The following is an 18,768-nucleotide window of genomic DNA, read 5'->3' on the forward strand; positions in this document are numbered from 1 at the left end:
GCTTTAGCCACGCGCGGCGCGGATGACTGAGCATTCTCGCGCTTCACCATCGCCGCCTGGATACGCGAAAGGCCGCCCTGGGGCGGCCTTGAGCGAACTGCATCTCCGATGGTCGCCCATTGGGCGAGGCCTCCAGGCTTTCTCGCCATGGGTGGACCGCAGAGAAGCCCTTATTTTTCCACGCGGAAGCTGGCGCCGCCGTAGCCAGCCGCTTCCGGGATATGCAGATAGACGCCGTCCTCGCCCTTCTTCAGCACCGGCAACACCGAGACGATGGTGTCGGCGGCGGTGGCAGCGAAGGCGGCTTCGGCGGTGGCGTGCTGCGCCAGCTTCCACAGATTGCGCTCGGTGGGGAAGATCACGGTGTATTTGCCGGATTTGGCGCCATCCAGCGCCTGCTGCGCCGTCAGCCACACCGATTCCACCGCCTCATGCCCGTCGTGCAGCGCCAGCTGGTCCTCGGGCGCGACGGCCAGGAAGAACCAGGTGTCGAAACGCTTCGGCATGCCCTCGGGGGTGATCCAGTGGGCGTAAGGGATCATCGCATCGGTGGCCAGCACCAGATCTTCGGCCTGCAGCAGGTCGTTGAACGACAGCGAGCCGTCATTGAGCCCGGCGCGCCATTTGGCCTCGATCGGCGCCAATTCCGCCGCCGGCAGCAATTTGTCCGAGCCGCGACGCCGGGCGAGCAGCACGCCGCATTCCTCAAAGGCTTCGCGAATGGCGGCGATGCGGAAGGCCAGCAGCTCGGCGTCCGCGACGCCGCATTCGGCGCACAGCGCCGTATCGGCGGCGATCAGCGCGTCAGCCTTGTCGAGGCTGCCGCCCGGGAACACCAGGGCGCCAGAGGCGAAATCGATCTGATGGTGGCGCACCACCATGAAGATTTCGGCGCCCTCGGGAGCATCACGCAGCAGCACCACGGTGGCGGCCTTGCGGAAGGAGGAAGGTCCGCCGCTCTCAGCGGCCTTGAGCAGGGCGCTGGTGTGGGACCGGTCGGGAGTTGATGTCGTTGTCATGCGCCCAGATTGGCAGGGTTTGCCGTGACCGCGCAACGGCGCCGTCAACATGAAACGCCCGCGCCGCCTGCCGTGGTCGCATATCTCCCCAATATTCGATGTCGTGGTCGGGGCACTGGGGGGGGCAGAGCTGGGGGCTGAACGAGAGGACTGCCCCGTTGCAGTCCCTTCTTGCGTCATCGCCAGGGCGCCCCCCTTGTCACCATCATTGCTCGCGCTTGCCCCCCTGCTCGCCGTCATGCTCGGGCTTGTCCCGAGCATCCACGCCTTGGGCGCCGCCGCTCCATCAGCGCATGGCGTATGGGCAAAGCGTTAGGGCAAAGTCATGGATGCCCGTGACGAGCACGGGCATGACGGAGGATGGAAATCCAGCGGATGACATGACGGAGGACGACCGGGCGGCGAGCACGCCGACGGCGAGACAGCGGGCGTCGGGAAGCCAGTGTCGGGAAACCAGTGTCGGAAAGCCAGCGTCGGCGCACTGGAGCGCGCGTTGCGGGCCCACGTGCGCGTTGCTCGCGCTTGCCCCCCCGCTCGCCGTCATGCTCGGGCTTGTCCCGAGCATCCACGCCTTGCCGCCGCCGCTTCATCAGCGCACGGCTTAAGGGCAAAGCGCCATGGCGAAGACGTGGATGCCCGTGACGAGCACGGGCATGACGGAGGATATTGAGACAGGGGGATAACGTGGCTGCGGACGCCACGCGACGCGCAGACGGCTACGCACACAGGACTGCGCACTAATGGCGCGCAAGCAGCGTCGTATGGCCGCGCGCTCACCCCCCAAGCCACCTGAGCAAGGCCGTCGTCAGCCAGCTGCATGCCCGGCGCTTGCGGCGCCTGCAGCGGGGGTGATCGCCACCGATTCGCCGCAACCACAGGCCGAGGTCTGGTTGGGGTTGTTGAAGACGAACTGCGACGACAGCCGGTCGGTCTTGAAGTCCATCTCCGTGCCGAGGAGGAACAGCACCGCCGCCGGGTCGACGAAGATCTTCACGCCCTTGTCCTCGACAACCTCGTCGCGCGGATTGACCTCGCGGGCGTAATCCATGGTGTAGGCCATGCCGGCGCAGCCGCCCTTGCGGACGCCGACGCGCACGCCGAGGATTTCCTCAGGGGAATTGGCGATGATCTCCTGCACGCGCGCCGCCGCTGCGTCAGAAATCCGCATGATCTGCATGGGCGAAACAGTACGAGCCATATTCTGGTCCTGGGGCGCGGAGCCTGAGCCCCGTCGCAATCGAGAGCCGGAAGCACAATCGCCCCGGAAACATGTACAGGCGTGGCGGCAACCGCACTTGCGCCGCAGCTGCGACCGGGCGTAGCGCCACAGGCGGCCCTGCGCCACATGTTCAAGATAGGTAATGCCAGAGCTTTCGTCCAGGGGGCGTGGCGTGCGCCAGGCGCCATCCCCGTGAGAACTGGGCCTTTGGCCCCAATCAATGCTATGGCATGGCCTGCGCGCAGGCACAGCGCGCGCCCACCTTGCGGGCGCCCCCGGCCGCCTCCGTCACAGCCGTCGTTTCATCCGAACACAGGTTTTTCGCGATCCATGACCGTCACCGCCCCGTCTGACATCTCCCCCCGCGCCGACGCCCCAGTTCATGTTATTGGCGGCGGCCTTGCCGGAAGTGAGGCGGCCTGGCGGCTGGCCAATGCAGGCGTGCCGGTCATCCTGCACGAGATGCGTCCGGTGCGCGGCACCGAAGCGCACAGCACCGATGGTTTCGCCGAACTGGTGTGCTCCAACTCGTTCCGTTCCGACGACGCCAACGCCAATGCCGTCGGTCTGCTGCATCAGGAGATGCGAACCCTCGGTTCTCTGGTCATGGCGGCGGCGGCCGATCACATGGTGCCGGCAGGCGGCGCGCTGGCGGTGGATCGCGACGGCTTCTCGGCCCAGGTCACCGCCGCCCTCACTAGCCACCCGCTGATCACCATTGAGCGTGGCGAAGTAGCCGGCCTGCCGCCTGAGGCCTGGGACAGTGTCATCGTGGCCACCGGGCCGCTGACCTCGCCCGATCTCGCCGAAGCGATCCGCACCCTGTCGGGCTCCGAATCGCTGGCGTTCTTCGACGCCATCGCCCCCATCGTGCACCGCGACAGCATCGACATGAGCAAGGCCTGGTTTCAGTCGCGCTATGACAAGGTCGGCCCTGGCGGCACCGGGGCCGACTACATCAATTGCCCGCTCGACCAGGACCAGTACAACGCCTTCATCGACGGCCTGATCGCCGGGGAGAAGACCTCCTTCAAGCAATGGGAGGCCGACACCCCTTATTTCGACGGCTGCCTGCCGATCGAAGTGATGGCCGAGCGTGGCCGCGAGACCCTGCGCCATGGCCCGATGAAGCCGGTGGGACTGACCAACGCCCATAATCCGACCGTCAAGGCCTATGGCATCGTGCAATTGCGCCAGGATAACGCGCTGGGCACGCTGTATAATATGGTCGGCTTCCAGACCAAGCTGAAGCATGGGGCCCAGATCGCGCTGTTCCGCACCATCCCGGGGCTGGAGGGCGCAGAATTCGCCCGTCTCGGCGGGCTGCACCGCAACACCTATCTCAATTCACCCAGGGTGCTGGATGGCATGCTGCGGCTGAAGGCGCAGCCCCGCCTGCGTTTCGCCGGCCAGATCACCGGCTGTGAGGGCTATGTGGAGAGCGCCGCCATCGGCATTTTCGCGGGCATGGCCGCCGCCGCCGAGCGCCTCGGCAAGCCCTTCGCGCCGCCGCCGCCCACTACGGCGCTGGGGGCGCTGATCAACCACATCACCGGCGGCCACATTGCCGCCGATGGCGAGGCCGGGGCGCCGCAGTCGTTCCAGCCGATGAATGTCAATTTCGGGCTGTTCCCGCCGCTCACCGAGCCGCTGCGCAATGACAGCGGCAAGCGCATGCGCGGCAAGGAAAAGGCCGCGGCGCGCAAGCGCGCCTTCACCGACCGCGCCCGCGCCGACCTCGCCGCCTGGCTGGCCCGCGACTGCAGCTGAGCTGGCCGCCCCTTTGAGCTGGGAAAGCCCGCTGGTCTAAGCCCCCCAGCCCATCTGATCGTGCTCAGGATGCGCGGCACGATGGGCGGGCGGCCTATTTGCCCCAGGCGCCGCGCGCGGCGCGCCACATCCGCCATTGTCGCCGCCATTGCGGCGGCTCCACCACGTCAATGAACGGCCGCCATGCGGCGCCCCGCAGCCGCGCCAGATACAGCGGCGTCGTGGCCACCGGCAAAAAGGCGCTGTGCACCGCTTTGGGGCTGCCCGGCAGAGCGGCGACAAATTTCCGGTAATGGCCAACAGCCAGCGCGTTGAGCTCGTCCAGCGCCGCGCGCAGCTGCGGCGTGTCGCGTCCGGCGACGACATCGTCCCGGCTGGCGCCGTGGCGCTGCAGCACCTCTGTCGGCACAAACACCTGCCCCAGCCGCGCGCTCCATGGCAGGCCGCGCAGCAGCCCGGCGAAGGCCAAGGCCACGCCGCCATGGCCTGGGGCATCGCCACCGCCGCTATCGGCGCCATCGGCGATGATCAGGCTGGCGAGGCGCAGCAGCACTGATGAGGTCTCGCCGCAATAGCCCTCCAGCGCCGCCACCGACGGCATCGGGTCCTCATAGAGATCGAAGGTGCGGGCATCGAGCAGATCGATAAACGCCTGCTGCGGCAGGCGGTAGCGGTTGATGACGTGCAGCAGCGCCGCCGCCACCGGATTGGCGCTGACATCGCCCTGGCCCTCGCCCATGATGACGTCGCGCCACCATTGCAGGCGTATCTCACCGGCCAGCGCCTGCTTCACCGCCTCGCGAATCCGCGCTGTCTCATGGGCAAAGGCGTAGAGCGCGAACAGGCCGGGCTGCGCCGCCTCGGGCGCCAGCAGCGTCGCCAGATAGCGGTCACGCTCGCCGGCGCGCGTCACCTCCTGGCAATGCTGGAAGGCGCTGGCGAGAGCCCCTGCGTCGCTGTCATCCGCCATCAGACATAGCTCTTCAATTCAGGTTTGGCTGGTTCGGCAGGCATGGTCGCACATCAGGGCGATGCTGCAGGCGCCAATGCGGCTTACCGCGACCAGCCTCACGCGCGCCATGGTCGCGACAGACGACGGATGCCAGCCGCTGCGGATACCGGCTCAGGGCACGGCGATCAGGGCTGCAGCGGCCTTGCGACCTTCGGAGACCAGAAAATTATAGGTCCGCGCCGCTGTCGACGTGCTCATCACATCGATGCGTAGGCCGCCTGCCCGCAACGCCGCGATCAGTTCCGCTTCGGGCGGCGCCAATTGCTCGCCCGTACCGATCAGCAGCAGATCGATCTCCGCCGCCTCAGCCAGCGCCGGGGCCAGCGACGCCAACGTCAGCTCTGCGAGCGACGTCACCGGCCAGGCCCGCACACCAGAGGGCAGCATCAGCACCGAGCCGCGATGCGACATGCCGCCGAAGCGAAAGCCGCCATTGCCATAGGCGTCCAGCTCGTAATGGCCGCGCAGAAAGCGTTCCTCGCTCATGGCGCGGCTCAGGTCTTCCTGGCGTTGGCGATGGCGGCGGCGTCCTCGGCCTCGGTGGTGTCGCGGGCGTTCTGGGCGTTGCGCACGTTCAGATACAGCAGCGCCGGGGTCGAGACATACATGGCGGAATAGGTGCAGATCACCACGCCGAACAGCATCACCACGGCGAAGTCACGAATGGCGTCGCCGCCGAACAGCACCAGCGCCAGCAGCGACAGCGCCGTGGTGGTCGCCGTCATGGCGGTGCGCGACAGGGTGGTGTTGATCGACAGATCAAGCAGCTCATCGAGCGGCATGGTCTTGTAGCGCCGCATCAGTTCGCGGGTACGGTCGAACACCACCACGGTCTCGTTCAGCGAATAGCCGACGATGGTCAGGATGGCCGCGATCGAGGTCATATTGAACTCGATCTGGGTGATGACGAAGAAGCCGACGGTGAGCACGATGTCGTGCATGGTGCCGATGATCGCGCCAATGGCGAATTGTAGCTCAAAGCGGAACCACAGATAGGCCAGCACAGCGAAGATCGACAGCACGACGCCGAGCGTGCCCGACTGCACCAGCTCGCCCGAGACGCGCGGGCCAACCGACTCGACGCGACGGAACTCAAAGTCCTTCTCGAACGCCGCGCGAGCCTTCTGCACCACCTCGCCCTGGGCCGCTTCGCCACCAGGCTGCACCGGGATGCGCAGCGACACGCCGCCCGTGCCGAACTCCTGCACCTCAACCTCGCCGACGCTGATGGCGTTGGCGCCCTGTCGCACCTGGGCCACCTGGGCCTGGCCATTGCGCGCCTGCAATTCGATCAGCGTGCCGCCGGTGAAGTCGATGCCGAAGTGCAACCCCCACGTCAGCAACAGCACGGCCGTGATGACCGAGATCGCCGCCGAAAACGGGAAGCTGAACACCCGGCGCCCGACAAATTTGAACCGGGTGTTGTCAGGAACGATACGGAGCAAACGCACGATCGGTGGCCCTTTCACGGCGTTCCGGACGCGGCGGTGAACTCGCCGGAACCAAAGATAAAGCGCTATTGCGGCGCCCCATGTGGTCAACGCCAGAATAACACGTCAATTCAGGACGCTGGAGCCAGATCCTGAAGCTGTGCGACAGGACTGCCTCCCCCAGAGGCCGGGCCCCGCAAAGGGCCCCGCTTCCAGCCAGGCGATGGGGCCGGACGAGATGCGCCAGGGGCGCGATCAGCCAGCCAGGACAGACCGCCTCGCCGTGTGGCGAGGCGTCCAGATTCAGAACGGCAGGGTCTTCGGACGGGCGATGCGGTACCACAGCGCGATCATCATGCGCGTCATGGTCACGGCGGTGATCACCGTCGTCAGAATACCGAGAATGAACACCACAGCGAAGCCGCGCACCGGACCCGTGCCGAGCAGGAACAGGATGACAGCGGCGATGCCCATGGTGCTGTTTGAGTCGAAGATGGTGGCGAAGGCGCGGGTAAAGCCGGCGTCGATGGCCGATATGATCGACCGACCCGCCTTCACCTCCTCGCGGATGCGCTCATAGATCAGCACGTTGGAGTCGACGGCGGTGCCGATGGTCAGCACGATGCCGGCGATGCCAGGCAGCGTCATGGTCGCGCCGAGCAAGGACATCAGCGCCAGAATGAACACCACGTGCACGATCAGCGCGATATTGGCGAACAGACCGAACAGACCGTAGGTCACGAACATGAACAGCACGACGAAGATCGCCGCCACATAGGTGGCCTTGAGACCAGCGTCGATTGAATCCTTACCTAGACCCGGGCCGACTGTCCGCTCTTCCACCACGGTCAGCTTGGCCGGCAAGGCGCCGGCGCGCAGCAGCAGGGCCAAATCATTGGCCTGCTCAACCGTGAAGCGGCCGGAGATCTGGCCGGAGCCGCCGGTGATCGGATTGATGATGCGCGGCGCCGAGACGATCTCATTGTCGAGCACAATGGCCAGCGGCCGGCCAACATTCTCGGTGGTCGCCTGGCCGAAGCGCTGGGCGCCCTTCATGTTGAAGCGGAAATTGACGATCGGCTCCGAGGTGCGCTGGTCGAACGACGGCTGGGCGTCGACCAGGTCTTCGCCCTCCACGATCACCCGCTTTTCGACCGGGGTCAGCGCGCCGCCAGCATCGCGCGACGGCAGCATGTCGACCTCGCCGCGCGCGCCGCCGCCTTCGGCAACGAACCGGAACTGCAGCTTGGCGGTCTTGCCGAGCAGATCCTTCAGGCGCTGCGGATCCTGCAGGCCCGGCACCTGCACCAGAATACGGTCGGCGCCCTGGCGCTGGATATTCGGCTCAGTGGTGCCCAGCGCGTCGACGCGGCGGCGCAGCACTTCAATGGCCTGGTTGATGGCGCGGCTGACGCGGTCGCGCAGGCCTGCTTCCGACAGCGTGATCTGCAGCGCGCCTTCCGGCGTGGTGACGAAATCAAGGGTCTGGGCGCCGCCAGTACCGAGCAGGGAATTGCCGATCGGCTGCGACAGCTCGCGCAGCCGTGGCAGCGCCTTGTCGCGCTCGGCGGCGTCGGCGAAGCGGATCTGCACGCCGCGCGGCAGCACCGAGATACCGCCCTGGGGGGTGACCTTGTTGTCACGCAACACCCGGCGCACGTCATCGCGCAGGGTCGCCACCTGGGTGCGGATCAGATCGTTGGAATCAACTTCGAGCAGCACATGCGAGCCGCCCTGCAGATCGAGGCCAAGCACGATGGCCTTGTGCGGCAGCAGCCAGGCCGGGAACCACGACGGCGCGCTGTTTTCGATCGCCGCGCGGGTCGCCGGCGACATCAAATTCGGCGCGGCGTAAACGAAGCCGAGCACGGTCAACAGGATGATGGCGACGATCTTGCCAGTCGAATAGCGAAGCATCGATCAGGAGCTTTCCACGGTCTGGGCTGCTGTTTCCGGGGGGCTGGCCCCGCCGGACAGTCTGCGGTCTTGCACGATGGCGGCCCAGGAGCCCCCGGCCAGGCGAGATCAATCCAGCCCGACCAGATGCGCCCTGCGCCGCGAGGCCGAGGTCGCCGGGCGCTGTCTGCGCCCGCGCCGCTCCGCCCCCGAACGTCGCCTGCCAGGCCACGCAAAGCGCTCCGCCTCGCGGCGCAGCGGCTTCGGCGGCCGTCGCTACAGAAATGGGCCACAAGGACCCAGGCAAATCGGCCCGCCAGGGCGGACCGCGAGCGCGATGGCGCGGGTCAGGCCTTGACCGGCTCCGCCTTGCTGCGCACTTCGGTGATCATGGTGCGAACGATACGCACGCGGACGTTGTCGGCGATCTCGACCTCGATTTCCGGGGCGTCGTCAGCGACCTTGGTCACCTTGCCGATCAGGCCGCCAGAAGTGATCACCGTGTCGCCGCGGCGCACGTTCTTGATCAGTTCCTGGTGCGCCTTGGCGCGGCGCTGCTGCGGGCGCAGGATCAGGAAATACATGATCACGAAGATCAGGATGAACGGCAGGAACTGCAGCATCATGTCGGCGCCGCCGGGAGCCGCGCCAGCCGACTGGGCGAATGCAGGTGAAATGATCACGTGAGAAAATCTCCACGAAAGAAGAAGGGGCCTGGGCGGCGCCGGACGCCACGCCTGACGACGGCCATGTTACAGTTCTGACGTTCAGTCTGGCGGGAATATAGCGACCCGAAGCCGGAAGGCAACGATGCTGGCGCAACTGCCTGACGCAAATCCCGCGCCAGACGGCGCTTGCGCCCATTCTGGCGTCAGCGCCCCCCTGAGCCTGCAAGCCTCGTCACCGCCCGTCCCATCCCCCTGCCCTGACCGGCCATACGACCGGACCCGGGTGAGCGACGACTGGCGGCGTCGCGCGGCTCACGCCGCTAGAGCCGCGCGCCCCGCAGGCTCAAGACCTGCCGGGCGCGCCACGAACGATTGGCGCGGTTACGCCGGATCGGCGGGACCGTCATCACTTGCGCCGCCATCATTTGCGCCGCCATCATTTGCACCAGCATCGCCAGCGCCGTTGTCGATTTCGGCGCCTTCGCCGTCGTCGGTGATACGCTCGATCGACACTACGCGCTCGCCATCGGCGGTATTGAAGACAATCACGCCCTGGCTGGAGCGACCGACGATGCGGATGCCATCCACCGGCACGCGGATCAGCTGGCCGCCATCCGTCACCAGCATCAGCTGGTCCGAATCCTCCACCGGGAAGCTGTCGACAAGGGGGCCATTGCGGTCATTGACCGCCATGGCGACGATGCCCTTGCCGCCGCGCCCGGTGACCCGGTACTCATAGGCCGAGGTGCGCTTGCCATAGCCGTTTTCGGACACGGTGAGCACAAATTGCTCGCCGCCGCCAAGTTCAGCGTAGCGCTCCGGCGTCAGGCCGCCATCGACGGCTTCGGCCTCAGCCTCCAGCTCCACCGCATCAGCGGCCTCATCCTGATCGCCCGTCGCAGCGCGGCGCGCGGCGCCCGCCTGCTTCAGATACAGGCTGCGCTCATCGGCGGTGACGTCGATGTGGCGCAACACCGCCATCGAGATCACCCGGTCGCCTTCGGCCAGATTGACGCCGCGCACGCCGGTGGAATCGCGGCCCTTGAACACGCGCACCTCAGGCACCGGGAAGCGGATGCACTGGCCCTCCGCCGTCGTCAGCAGCACGTCGTCGGCCTCAGTGCAGGTTTGCACCCCGACGATGGCGTCGCCGTCATCGAGCTTCATGGCGATCTTGCCGGCGCGGTTCACATTGGTGAAATCCGACAGCTTGTTGCGGCGAACATTGCCGCTCACCGTGCCGAACATCACGTCGAGCTCGGCCCAGCTCGCCTCATCCTCAGGCAGCGGCATGATGGTGGTGATGCGCTCGCCTTCCTGCAGCGGCAGCATGTTGATCAGCGCCTTGCCACGCCCCTGCGGCGGCGCCAGCGGCAGGCGCCAGACCTTCTCGCGGTACACCTGACCGCGCGACGAGAAGAACAGGATCGGCGCATGGGTCGAGGCGACGAACAGGCGGGTGACGAAATCTTCCTCGCGGGTGTTCATACCGGCGCGGCCCTTGCCGCCACGGCGCTGCGCCCGATAGGTCGAAAGCGGCACGCGCTTGATGTAGCCGGCGTGCGACACGGTGACGACCATATCCTCGCGCTGGATCAGATCCTCGTCATCCACATCCGACGCCCAATCGTCGATGCGGGTGCGGCGCGGCGTGGCGAAGGCCGTCTTCGCCTCGATCAGCTCATTGGAGACGATCTCCATGATGCGCTCGCGCGACGACAGGATGGCCAGATACTCGGCGATTTCCGAAGCGATGGTCTTGAGTTCGTCGCCGATCTCGTCGCGACCAAGCGCGGTCAGGCGCTGCAGGCGCAGCTCAAGAATGGCGCGGGCCTGGGCTTCCGACAGCAGATAGGTGTTGTCGTCCTCAAGCCGGTGGCGCGGATCATCGATCAACGCGATCAGCGGCGCCATGTCCATGGCCGGCCAGCGGCGGGTCATCAGCGCCTCGCGGGCGGCGTTCGGATCGGGCGCGGTGCGAATGAGGTGGATCACCTCATCGATATTGGCGACGGCGATGCCGAGACCCACCAACACATGCGCCCTGTCGCGCACCTTGTTGAGCAGGAATTTGGTGCGACGCGAGACCACTTCCTCACGGAAATCAACGAAGGCGCTGATCATGTCCTTGAGGTTCATGGTCTCCGGGCGACCGCCGTTCAGCGCCACCAGATTGGCGCCGAAGGTCGATTGCAGCGGCGTGTAGCGGAACAGCTGGTTCTTCACCACCTCAGCCACCGCGTCGCGCTTCAGCTCGATGACGACGCGCATGCCGTCACGATCCGATTCGTCGCGCAGATCGGAAATGCCTTCCAGCTTCTTGTCGCGCACCAGCTCGGCGATTTTCTCGATCAGCGTCGCCTTGTTCAGCTGATAGGGAATCTCGGTGAAGACAATGGCTTCACGGTCCTTGCGGATCTCCTCGACCTCGCAGACGCCGCGCATGATGATCGAGCCGCGACCGGTGTGATAGGCCGAGCGGATGCCGGCGCGCCCGAGAATGGCGGCGCCAGTCGGGAAATCGGGGCCAGGGATGATCTCGATGAGATCATCAATCGTCAGCTCCGGGTCACGAATATAGGCGAGACAGCCATCGATGACCTCGCCCAGATTGTGCGGCGGGATATTGGTGGCCATGCCCACGGCGATGCCGCCGGCGCCATTGACCAGCAGATTGGGGAATTTGGCCGGCAGAACCACCGGCTCCTTCTCACGGCCGTCGTAGTTCGGCTGGAAGTCGATGGTGTTCTTGTCGAGGTCGTCGAGCAGCGACACGGCGGGGCGCGCCAGGCGCACCTCGGTGTAGCGCTCGGCCGCCGCCGGATCGCCGTCGATCGAGCCGAAATTGCCCTGACCATCAACCAACGGCAGTCGCAGCGAGAAGTTCTGCGCCAGACGCACCAGCGCGTCATAAATCGCCGGGCCGCTGTGCGGATGGTATTTACCCATCGTATCGCCGGTGACGCGGGCCGATTTGTTATAGGGCCGGTCCGGCAGATAATTGCTCTCGTGCATCGAGAACAGGATGCGTCGGTGCACGGGCTTGAGGCCATCGCGGACATCCGGGAGGGCGCGCGACACGATCACGCTCATGGCGTAATCGAGATACGAGCGGCGCATCTCGTCTGTCAGCGAAACCGCCTTGATGTCACTTCCGGGGAGCTCGTCCGGTGCTCCGGGGCCCTGCTGGTCGTCTTCCGCCAAGGTGCTTTCCGATCCTGCCGATCCTGAACAATAAGCCCCCGCTTTACCCGATTCAGCTGACAATAGCCAATCCTGCTCCCGGCGGCGCAAGCCGATAGGAACGCAGGGGAATCAATCGCCACAACGCGCGGCGATGGCGCTACCCTTGGGACGCCATGGAGGGCTGTGTGCAGCGGGACAGTGGATGATCGCCGCCCGCCATGCGATGGATCTCGCATCAGACAGGGCGTTGCCGACATCAAGACGCCGTGGCGTAAGCATCATGCGTTGCAGGCGCATGGGCTATGACGGGCCTTTGACGCGGGCATGGCGCAAGACCATATCAGAGGCAAGCCAGCGCCCGAAGCCTGCACGGAAGGGGATCGACCATGACTGAAGCGCCCCCACCCCAGACGCCGCCTGAGGCGGACACCTCAGCCTGGGCGCCGCCAGTGGCCATCGACGCCGACAGCCTGCGGCGGCTGGTCGACGCCTTTTATGCGCGGGTGCGCCGCGATCCGGAGCTAAGGCCGGTGTTCAATGACGCCGTGGCGCATTGGCCGGAACACCTGCAGACGCTGACTGACTTCTGGTGTTCGACCATGCTGGGAACACGCAGCTATCACGGTCGCCCTGTGCCGGCGCATTTCAAACACCGTCACCGTATTACGCCGGAACTGTTCGTGCGCTGGCTGTCGCTGTGGCGGCAGAGCGTGCAGGCGATGTTCGCGCCGCAAGACGCCAGGCTGCTGATCGAGCGGGCCGAAATGATCGCGCGTAGCCTGCAATTCGCGCTGTATGAGCGCATACCTAACCCACCGCCAGCGCGCGGCGGCCAGTAGTCTCTGTAGAGAGCCGTCTCAGCGGCCAGTCACCGGTGTATGTACCGGCGACGCCCCTGCGCGAGGCTGGGCGCCGCCGTTGGCAAGCGACAGCTCAGAACGGGATATCGTCGTCGAGGCCGCCGCTGCCGCCGCCGAAGCCGCCGGAGCGGTCAGACGGCCGATCCATGGGCGAGGACCGGCCAAAATCGCCGCCCCGACCACCGCCGCCGCCGCCGCCACCGATGGCGCGTCCACCACCCTCGTCAGGGAAGTCACCGCCGCCCGAGCCGCGGCTGTCGAGAATGGTCAGCTCGCCACGGAAGCGCTGGAGGACGACCTCTGTGGTGTAGCGCTCCTGGCCCTGCTGGTCGGTCCATTTGCGCGTCTGCAACTGGCCCTCGAGATAGACCTTGGAGCCCTTGCGCAGATACTGCTCCGCAACCTTGGCCAGATTCTCGTTGAAGATCACGACCGCGTGCCATTCGGTGCGCTCGCGGCGCTCGCCGCTGTTCTTGTCGCGCCAGGTCTCGGAGGTGGCGACGCGCAGGTTAACCACCGGCTCGCCGGAGGGCATGCGCCGGGTCTCCGGGTCGCGCCCAAGATTGCCGACGAGAATCACCTTGTTGACGCTACCGGCCATGCGGCCCTCCTTCTTGTAGCCAGCGGCCGCTGCACGCGCCGCAACGCGCATCAGGCGCGTCGCACGCGGGCCAGCCGCATATATCCATCGGGCCCCAAAGCACCCTGTAGCCAGGTCGGCGGACAGCCAGACGCTGCTCGCCTGGGGCCAGTCTCCGCCCACTCTAACGCGATCGCGCGCTGGCGCCACTGCAGCCGCAATCACGCAGGCGCAGCGCGGTTGAAAACTCCCCGAACATCAGCGCCAACCGCGCCAGCGACCCAAAACACCGGCATGCCAGAAATGGTCTGCGCACCCCGGAGACTCGGCGGCGCCATCGTTGAGCCCCGCCCAATCATCGTAAGACAGCTGGCGCCAGTGCGGCTGGCCCTGTCCGCCGGCTGCCTGATCAACGTGTTAGCGCTCGATGTGACTTGCGCTTGATGCAATTAATGTTCTATATTTGTTCTAGCGAGTGAAACGGTGATGTGGATAGGCCCGGCGTGTTGCGAGCATCATATTCGGGAGGCGACAGAACGCGGCGCCGGTGGGGGGGACACAGGCGCTGACGACAGGAGCTGGCGTGGCTTTGTCTCGATGGGCAGCCACCCATCATTTGGGCGACGGCGGACGTGGATTGCGGTCCCGATCCCCTGATCGGGGCGATTGAGCTCCCCGAACGCAGACCAGGAGTGCGTGACGGTTGGGGGCCACTGGCCTCCCGCGCTGTCGGGCGCCGGTCTGGCCCAGGCGGGCGTTCAGTCGCCTGGTTTTCAGCGCCGCCAAACATCCGGCGGCGCCGGAGCATCGTATTCATGGCCGGGGAGTTGTTTGCTGCGTTGCCTGGCGCCGGGCGTCACAGCGCAAGGCCAGGCGTCGACGCTCGCGCCGTGACCACAGCGCTGGCGATGGCGCAATCGAACGCAGCCGTTGTGGCGTGACGTGAGGGCGTCAACGGCCGGCGGAAGCGTTGTCGCAGGGTACGGCGCGTTCAGTTCCGTAGCTACACTTCGACGAAGATGTGGATTCTGGCCCTGTAGAAGGTGTTGCTCTGCGCGGGTTTCCCCCCCTGCGCGCGGCGAATTGATGACGAGGGCGACGCGCAATGCTGCCGGCGCTGCTTGGCTTTTGCCGCATCAGCATTATGTCTGCGTGCGTGGATCAGCCTGGGGTGGCTCGGCAGGTTCAGTCGCGCGCACAAACGCCATTGGGCTAGCGCTGGCAGTGCGACCGGCGCCTTGTCGGGCCAGATCACGACCGGGCGGCGCTGGACGATAGTGACTTAGCCAAGTCCAGGCGGGCTATGGACTGGCTGACTTGGTCCTGGCTCGCTTGGTCCTGGCTCGCTTTGGGCTGGCTAGCGACTGGCGACTGGCGACTGGCGTTGGGCCTGGCGCATAAGCGGTGATGCTTACGCGAGGTTTTGCTGCCTTGAGATAGGTCACAGGCGCCCTGCGCCTGATGGCGCGGCCTTGGCGGCATGCGGGCGCCCGGGCATTCGCCCGACGGGCGCTGCGATGCGCTAACCCCAGGGGCCGCTAATTGGGCCCCTCTGCGCACGACGGGTTCGTGTTGGCGCACTGCAGTGTGGCGTAGCGGACTGGCGCATAGCGCGCTGTGGCTATGACTGGTGGCTTGATTGGCTGTGCATCAGCGACATCTGCTTGTGCGCATCATGCTCAGGAAACAGGCGACGAGATGCGCCGCGCCGCAAGGCCGACGCCGACCGCCGCGATAATGTGGGATACGGCGAGCGACAATGGCTTCTCTGGACGACATGTTTGACGGCGCGGCGCAGGGCGCGGGCGGCAAAGCGGGCGCGAGCAAGACCGGCGCTGACAAGGCGAGCTCTGGCAAAGCAGGCGCGGGCAAAGTGAGTGCAGTCAAGCCAGGCGCGCGCAAGAGCGGCGGTGCTGGCCCCGCGCGGCGCAAGGTCGACGCGGCGGAGGCTGACGCTGCGACGGATGCCTCTGCGCCCCTGCTGGCGCCTGAAGACATGGATGAGGCCGCCCACCTGCGGCGGGCAAAGGCCGCCCTGGATCGCCGCGTCATCAGCATCCGCGGCGCCCGCGAGCACAATCTGAAGAACGTCGATCTGACCATCCCGCGCGACAGCCTGGTGGTTTTCACCGGCCTCTCCGGCTCCGGCAAATCGTCGCTGGCCTTCGACACCATCTATGCGGAGGGGCAGCGGCGCTACGTGGAATCGCTGTCCGCTTACGCGCGCCAGTTTCTCGAGATGATGCAGAAGCCGGACGTCGACCAGATCGACGGCCTGTCGCCCGCCATCTCGATTGAGCAGAAGACCACGTCGAAGAACCCACGCTCTACCGTCGGCACCGTCACCGAAATTTACGATTACATGCGCCTGTTGTGGGCGCGGGTGGGCGTGCCTTATTCGCCGGCCACGGGACTGCCGATCGAGAGCCAGACCGTCAGCCAGATGGTTGACAAGGTGCTGGCCCTGCCGGAGCGCAGCCGCCTGTTCCTGTTGGCGCCGGTGGTGCGCGGCCGCAAGGGCGAGTATCGCAAGGAGATCGCTGATTTCCAGCGCCGGGGTTTCCAGCGCCTGAAGATCGACGGCGCCTATTACGAGATCGACGACACCCCGACGCTCGACAAGAAGCTCAAGCACGACATCGACGTGGTCGTGGACCGCATCGTGGTGCGGCCCGACATGGCCGCCCGCCTGGCCGACAGCTTCGAGACCGCGCTTGAGCTGGCCGATGGCATCGCCATCATTGAATTCGCCGATGCGCCCGAGGATGGCGCCGCGCCCCGCCGCATCGTGTTCTCGCAAAAATTCGCCTGCCCGGTGTCTGGCTTCACCATCCCCGAGATCGAGCCGCGGCTGTTCTCGTTCAACAATCCCTTCGGCGCCTGCCCGACCTGCGACGGCCTTGGCGCGCAGAAGCAGGTGTCCGCCGAGCTGGTGGTACCCGATCACAACCTGTCGCTGGCCAGGGGGGCCATTGCGCCCTGGGCCAAGTCCAGCTCGCCCTATTACGCCCAGACCCTGGCGGCGCTGGCGGCGCATTTTGGCTTCGAGCTGAAGACGCCTTGGGCAAAGCTCGACGCCGCCCATCAGGCGGTGATCCTGTTCGGCACGGGCGGCCAGAAGGTGCGCATCGCCTATAATGACGGGGTCCGCGCCTATGAGGTGCAGAAGCCCTTCGAGGGCGTCATCACCAATCTTGAGCGGCGCTATCGCGAGACCGACAGCGATCTGGTGCGCGAGGAGATTTCGCGCTTCATGGCCGAGACGCCCTGCCCCGCCTGTGGCGGCTTCCGCCTGAAGCCCGAGGCGCTGGCGGTGAAGATCAACGACAATCACATCGGCCATGCCACCGCCATGTCGGTGGCCGCCGCCCGCGACTGGTTCGCTGATTTGCCGCAGCACCTCGACGACAAGCACAATGAGATCGCCCGCCGCATCCTCAAGGAGATCGTCGACCGGCTGTCATTCCTGCTCGATGTCGGACTGGATTATCTGACCCTCGCCCGCGCCTCCGGCACCCTGTCCGGCGGCGAAAGCCAGCGTATTCGCCTCGCCTCGCAGATCGGCTCGGGCCTGACCGGCGTGCTGTATGTGCTCGATGAGCCATCCATCGGTCTGCACCAGCGCGACAATGAGCGGCTGTTGCAGACCTTGAAGCGCCTGCGCGATCTCGGCAATTCGGTGATCGTCGTCGAGCATGACGAGGACGCCATCCTGCAGGCTGACCATGTGGTCGACGTTGGCCCAGGCGCCGGCGTGCATGGCGGCGAAATTGTCTCCGAAGGCACGCCGGCCCACATTCTCGCCGACGCCAATTCGCTCACCGGACAGTATCTCTCAGGCAAGATGTCGGTGCCTGTGCCTGCGAAGCGCCGCGTCGCAAGCAAGGGGCGCGAGCTGAAGCTGATCGGCGCCAGCGGCAACAATCTCAAACATGTCACCGCAACCATCCCGATGGGCACGTTCACGGCGGTCACCGGCGTCTCGGGCGGCGGCAAGTCGACGCTGATCATCGACACATTGTATCGCGCCGTGGCGCGCCGGCTGAATGGCGCGCTCGAGCATCCGGCGCCGTTCGACCGCATCGAGGGGCTGGAGTATCTCGACAAGGTCATCGACATCGACCAGTCGCCGATCGGCCGCACGCCACGCTCCAACCCCGCCACCTATACCGGCGCCTTCACGCCGATCCGCGACTGGTTCGCCGGCCTGCCTGAAGCCAAGGCGCGCGGCTACCAGCCAGGCCGCTTCTCCTTCAACGTCAAGGGCGGCCGCTGCGAGGCCTGCCAGGGCGACGGCGTCATCAAGATCGAGATGCACTTCCTGCCGGACGTCTACGTCACCTGCGACGTGTGCAAGGGCAAACGCTACGATCGCGAGACGCTGGAGGTGAAATATCGCGAGCGCTCGATCGCCGACGTGCTCGACCTGACGGTGGATGAGGCGGCGACCCTGTTCCACGCGGTGCCGTCGATCCGGGACCGCATGGAGACCCTGTCGCGGGTTGGCCTCGGCTACGTCAAGGTCGGCCAGCAGGCGACGACGCTGTCGGGCGGCGAGGCCCAGCGCGTGAAGCTGTCGAAGGAGCTGTCGCGCCGCGCCACCGGCCGCACGCTGTATATTCTCGACGAGCCGACCACCGGCCTGCACTTCCACGACGTCGCCAAGCTGCTGGAGGTGCTGCACGAGCTGGTTGACCAGGGCAATACGGTCATCGTCATCGAGCACAATCTCGAGGTGATCAAGACCGCCGACTGGGTGCTGGATCTGGGGCCAGAGGGCGGCGAGGGCGGCGGGACCTTCGTCGCCGAGGGCACGCCCGAGGATATCGCCGGCAATCCCCGCAGCCACACCGGCCGTTTCCTTGCCGAGGTGCTGGCGCGCCGGCCCATCAAGCGCGAGGCGGCGGCCCGTCCGCAGCGGCGGCGCGGGCGCGTCTGAGCGGGCGCGCGATTGCGCCACACGCCCAGGCTGCGCCATAACGCCAGCCAGGGCCGCTGAATGAGGACGGCGCGCTGGCTGACGACGACTGGCCCGAGACCGATGCGCAAGTGTCATCAGGTTCTGGGCACGCCCGCGCGGCGGTTGCGCTTTGCCTGCGGCGGATGCATTTCCAGTTCAGCGCCCAGG

The 18,768-nt window shown here is 66.3% G+C and carries 12 protein-coding genes; 3 read left to right on the plus strand and 9 right to left on the minus strand.

The window, feature by feature from the left end; translation table 11 throughout:
* Positions 1 to 170: 170 nt before the first annotated feature.
* The gene (locus AC6A67_RS11955) at positions 171 to 1,019 is read right to left on the minus strand and encodes an NUDIX hydrolase (RefSeq protein WP_498036773.1); all 849 of its coding nucleotides are present in this window, start codon (positions 1,017 to 1,019) and stop codon (positions 171 to 173) included.
* An 805-nt stretch (positions 1,020 to 1,824) separates the two neighbouring features.
* Positions 1,825 to 2,217, minus strand: coding sequence for a Fe-S cluster assembly scaffold SufA (gene sufA / locus AC6A67_RS11960; protein WP_498036774.1), 393 nt, complete (start codon positions 2,215 to 2,217; stop codon positions 1,825 to 1,827).
* A gap of 351 nt (positions 2,218 to 2,568) precedes the next feature.
* Between sufA and trmFO the strand changes: the two genes are divergently transcribed.
* Positions 2,569 to 4,008, plus strand: a complete 1,440-nt coding sequence (gene trmFO, locus AC6A67_RS11965) for a methylenetetrahydrofolate--tRNA-(uracil(54)-C(5))-methyltransferase (FADH(2)-oxidizing) TrmFO (protein WP_498036775.1) — start codon at positions 2,569 to 2,571, stop codon at positions 4,006 to 4,008.
* 94 nt (positions 4,009 to 4,102) lie between these two features.
* Here the strand turns inward: trmFO and AC6A67_RS11970 are convergent, their stop codons facing one another.
* The 6 genes from AC6A67_RS11970 to gyrA form a co-directional block, all read right to left on the minus strand.
* On the minus strand, positions 4,103 to 4,978 hold the full coding sequence (locus AC6A67_RS11970; RefSeq protein WP_498036776.1) for a phytoene/squalene synthase family protein: 876 nt from the start codon (positions 4,976 to 4,978) through the stop codon (positions 4,103 to 4,105).
* Between the two features lie 153 nt (positions 4,979 to 5,131).
* Entirely contained in the window at positions 5,132 to 5,506 is a 375-nt protein-coding gene (locus tag AC6A67_RS11975) for an Mth938-like domain-containing protein (protein ID WP_498036777.1), read from the minus strand.
* Between the two features lie 8 nt (positions 5,507 to 5,514).
* Entirely contained in the window at positions 5,515 to 6,471 is a 957-nt protein-coding gene (secF, locus tag AC6A67_RS11980; protein WP_498036778.1) for a protein translocase subunit SecF, read from the minus strand.
* A 282-nt stretch (positions 6,472 to 6,753) separates the two neighbouring features.
* Positions 6,754 to 8,367, minus strand: coding sequence for a protein translocase subunit SecD (secD, locus tag AC6A67_RS11985; protein ID WP_498036779.1), 1,614 nt, complete (start codon positions 8,365 to 8,367; stop codon positions 6,754 to 6,756).
* Between the two features lie 326 nt (positions 8,368 to 8,693).
* Positions 8,694 to 9,026 carry a preprotein translocase subunit YajC gene (yajC, locus tag AC6A67_RS11990; protein ID WP_498036853.1) on the minus strand — a complete coding sequence of 111 codons (333 nt, stop codon included), beginning with the start codon at positions 9,024 to 9,026 and terminating at the stop codon, positions 8,694 to 8,696.
* A 369-nt stretch (positions 9,027 to 9,395) separates the two neighbouring features.
* Positions 9,396 to 12,218, minus strand: coding sequence for a DNA gyrase subunit A (gene gyrA, locus AC6A67_RS11995; RefSeq protein ID WP_498036780.1), 2,823 nt, complete (start codon positions 12,216 to 12,218; stop codon positions 9,396 to 9,398).
* A 368-nt stretch (positions 12,219 to 12,586) separates the two neighbouring features.
* Between gyrA and AC6A67_RS12000 the strand changes: the two genes are divergently transcribed.
* Entirely contained in the window at positions 12,587 to 13,039 is a 453-nt protein-coding gene (locus AC6A67_RS12000; protein WP_498036781.1) for a group III truncated hemoglobin, read from the plus strand.
* Positions 13,040 to 13,133: 94 nt separating this feature from the next.
* On the opposite strand, the gene ssb is transcribed toward AC6A67_RS12000, so the two are convergent.
* Positions 13,134 to 13,661 carry a single-stranded DNA-binding protein gene (gene ssb / locus AC6A67_RS12005; protein WP_498036782.1) on the minus strand — a complete coding sequence of 176 codons (528 nt, stop codon included), beginning with the start codon at positions 13,659 to 13,661 and terminating at the stop codon, positions 13,134 to 13,136.
* A gap of 1,975 nt (positions 13,662 to 15,636) precedes the next feature.
* Here ssb and uvrA point away from each other — a divergent pair.
* Complete coding sequence (uvrA, locus tag AC6A67_RS12010; protein WP_498036854.1) at positions 15,637 to 18,579, plus strand: excinuclease ABC subunit UvrA; 2,943 nt, start codon at positions 15,637 to 15,639, stop codon at positions 18,577 to 18,579.
* Positions 18,580 to 18,768 lie beyond the last annotated feature (189 nt).

It is taken from the genome of Camelimonas sp. FR25, assembly GCF_059740505.1.

What these genes read in the sequence shown, in the direction of transcription:
- ssb (WP_498036782.1), bottom strand. Translation starts at nt 13,661, where the DNA reads ATGGCCGGTAGCGTCAACAAGGTGATTCTCGTCGGCAATCTTGGGCGC.
- AC6A67_RS11970 (WP_498036776.1), bottom strand. Translation starts at nt 4,978, where the DNA reads ATGGCGGATGACAGCGACGCAGGGGCTCTCGCCAGCGCCTTCCAGCAT.
- sufA (WP_498036774.1), bottom strand. Translation starts at nt 2,217, where the DNA reads ATGGCTCGTACTGTTTCGCCCATGCAGATCATGCGGATTTCTGACGCA.
- trmFO (WP_498036775.1), top strand. Translation starts at nt 2,569, where the DNA reads ATGACCGTCACCGCCCCGTCTGACATCTCCCCCCGCGCCGACGCCCCA.
- AC6A67_RS11955 (WP_498036773.1), bottom strand. Translation starts at nt 1,019, where the DNA reads ATGACAACGACATCAACTCCCGACCGGTCCCACACCAGCGCCCTGCTC.
- secD (WP_498036779.1), bottom strand. Translation starts at nt 8,367, where the DNA reads ATGCTTCGCTATTCGACTGGCAAGATCGTCGCCATCATCCTGTTGACC.
- AC6A67_RS12000 (WP_498036781.1), top strand. Translation starts at nt 12,587, where the DNA reads ATGACTGAAGCGCCCCCACCCCAGACGCCGCCTGAGGCGGACACCTCA.
- uvrA (WP_498036854.1), top strand. Translation starts at nt 15,637, where the DNA reads ATGGATGAGGCCGCCCACCTGCGGCGGGCAAAGGCCGCCCTGGATCGC.
- AC6A67_RS11975 (WP_498036777.1), bottom strand. Translation starts at nt 5,506, where the DNA reads ATGAGCGAGGAACGCTTTCTGCGCGGCCATTACGAGCTGGACGCCTAT.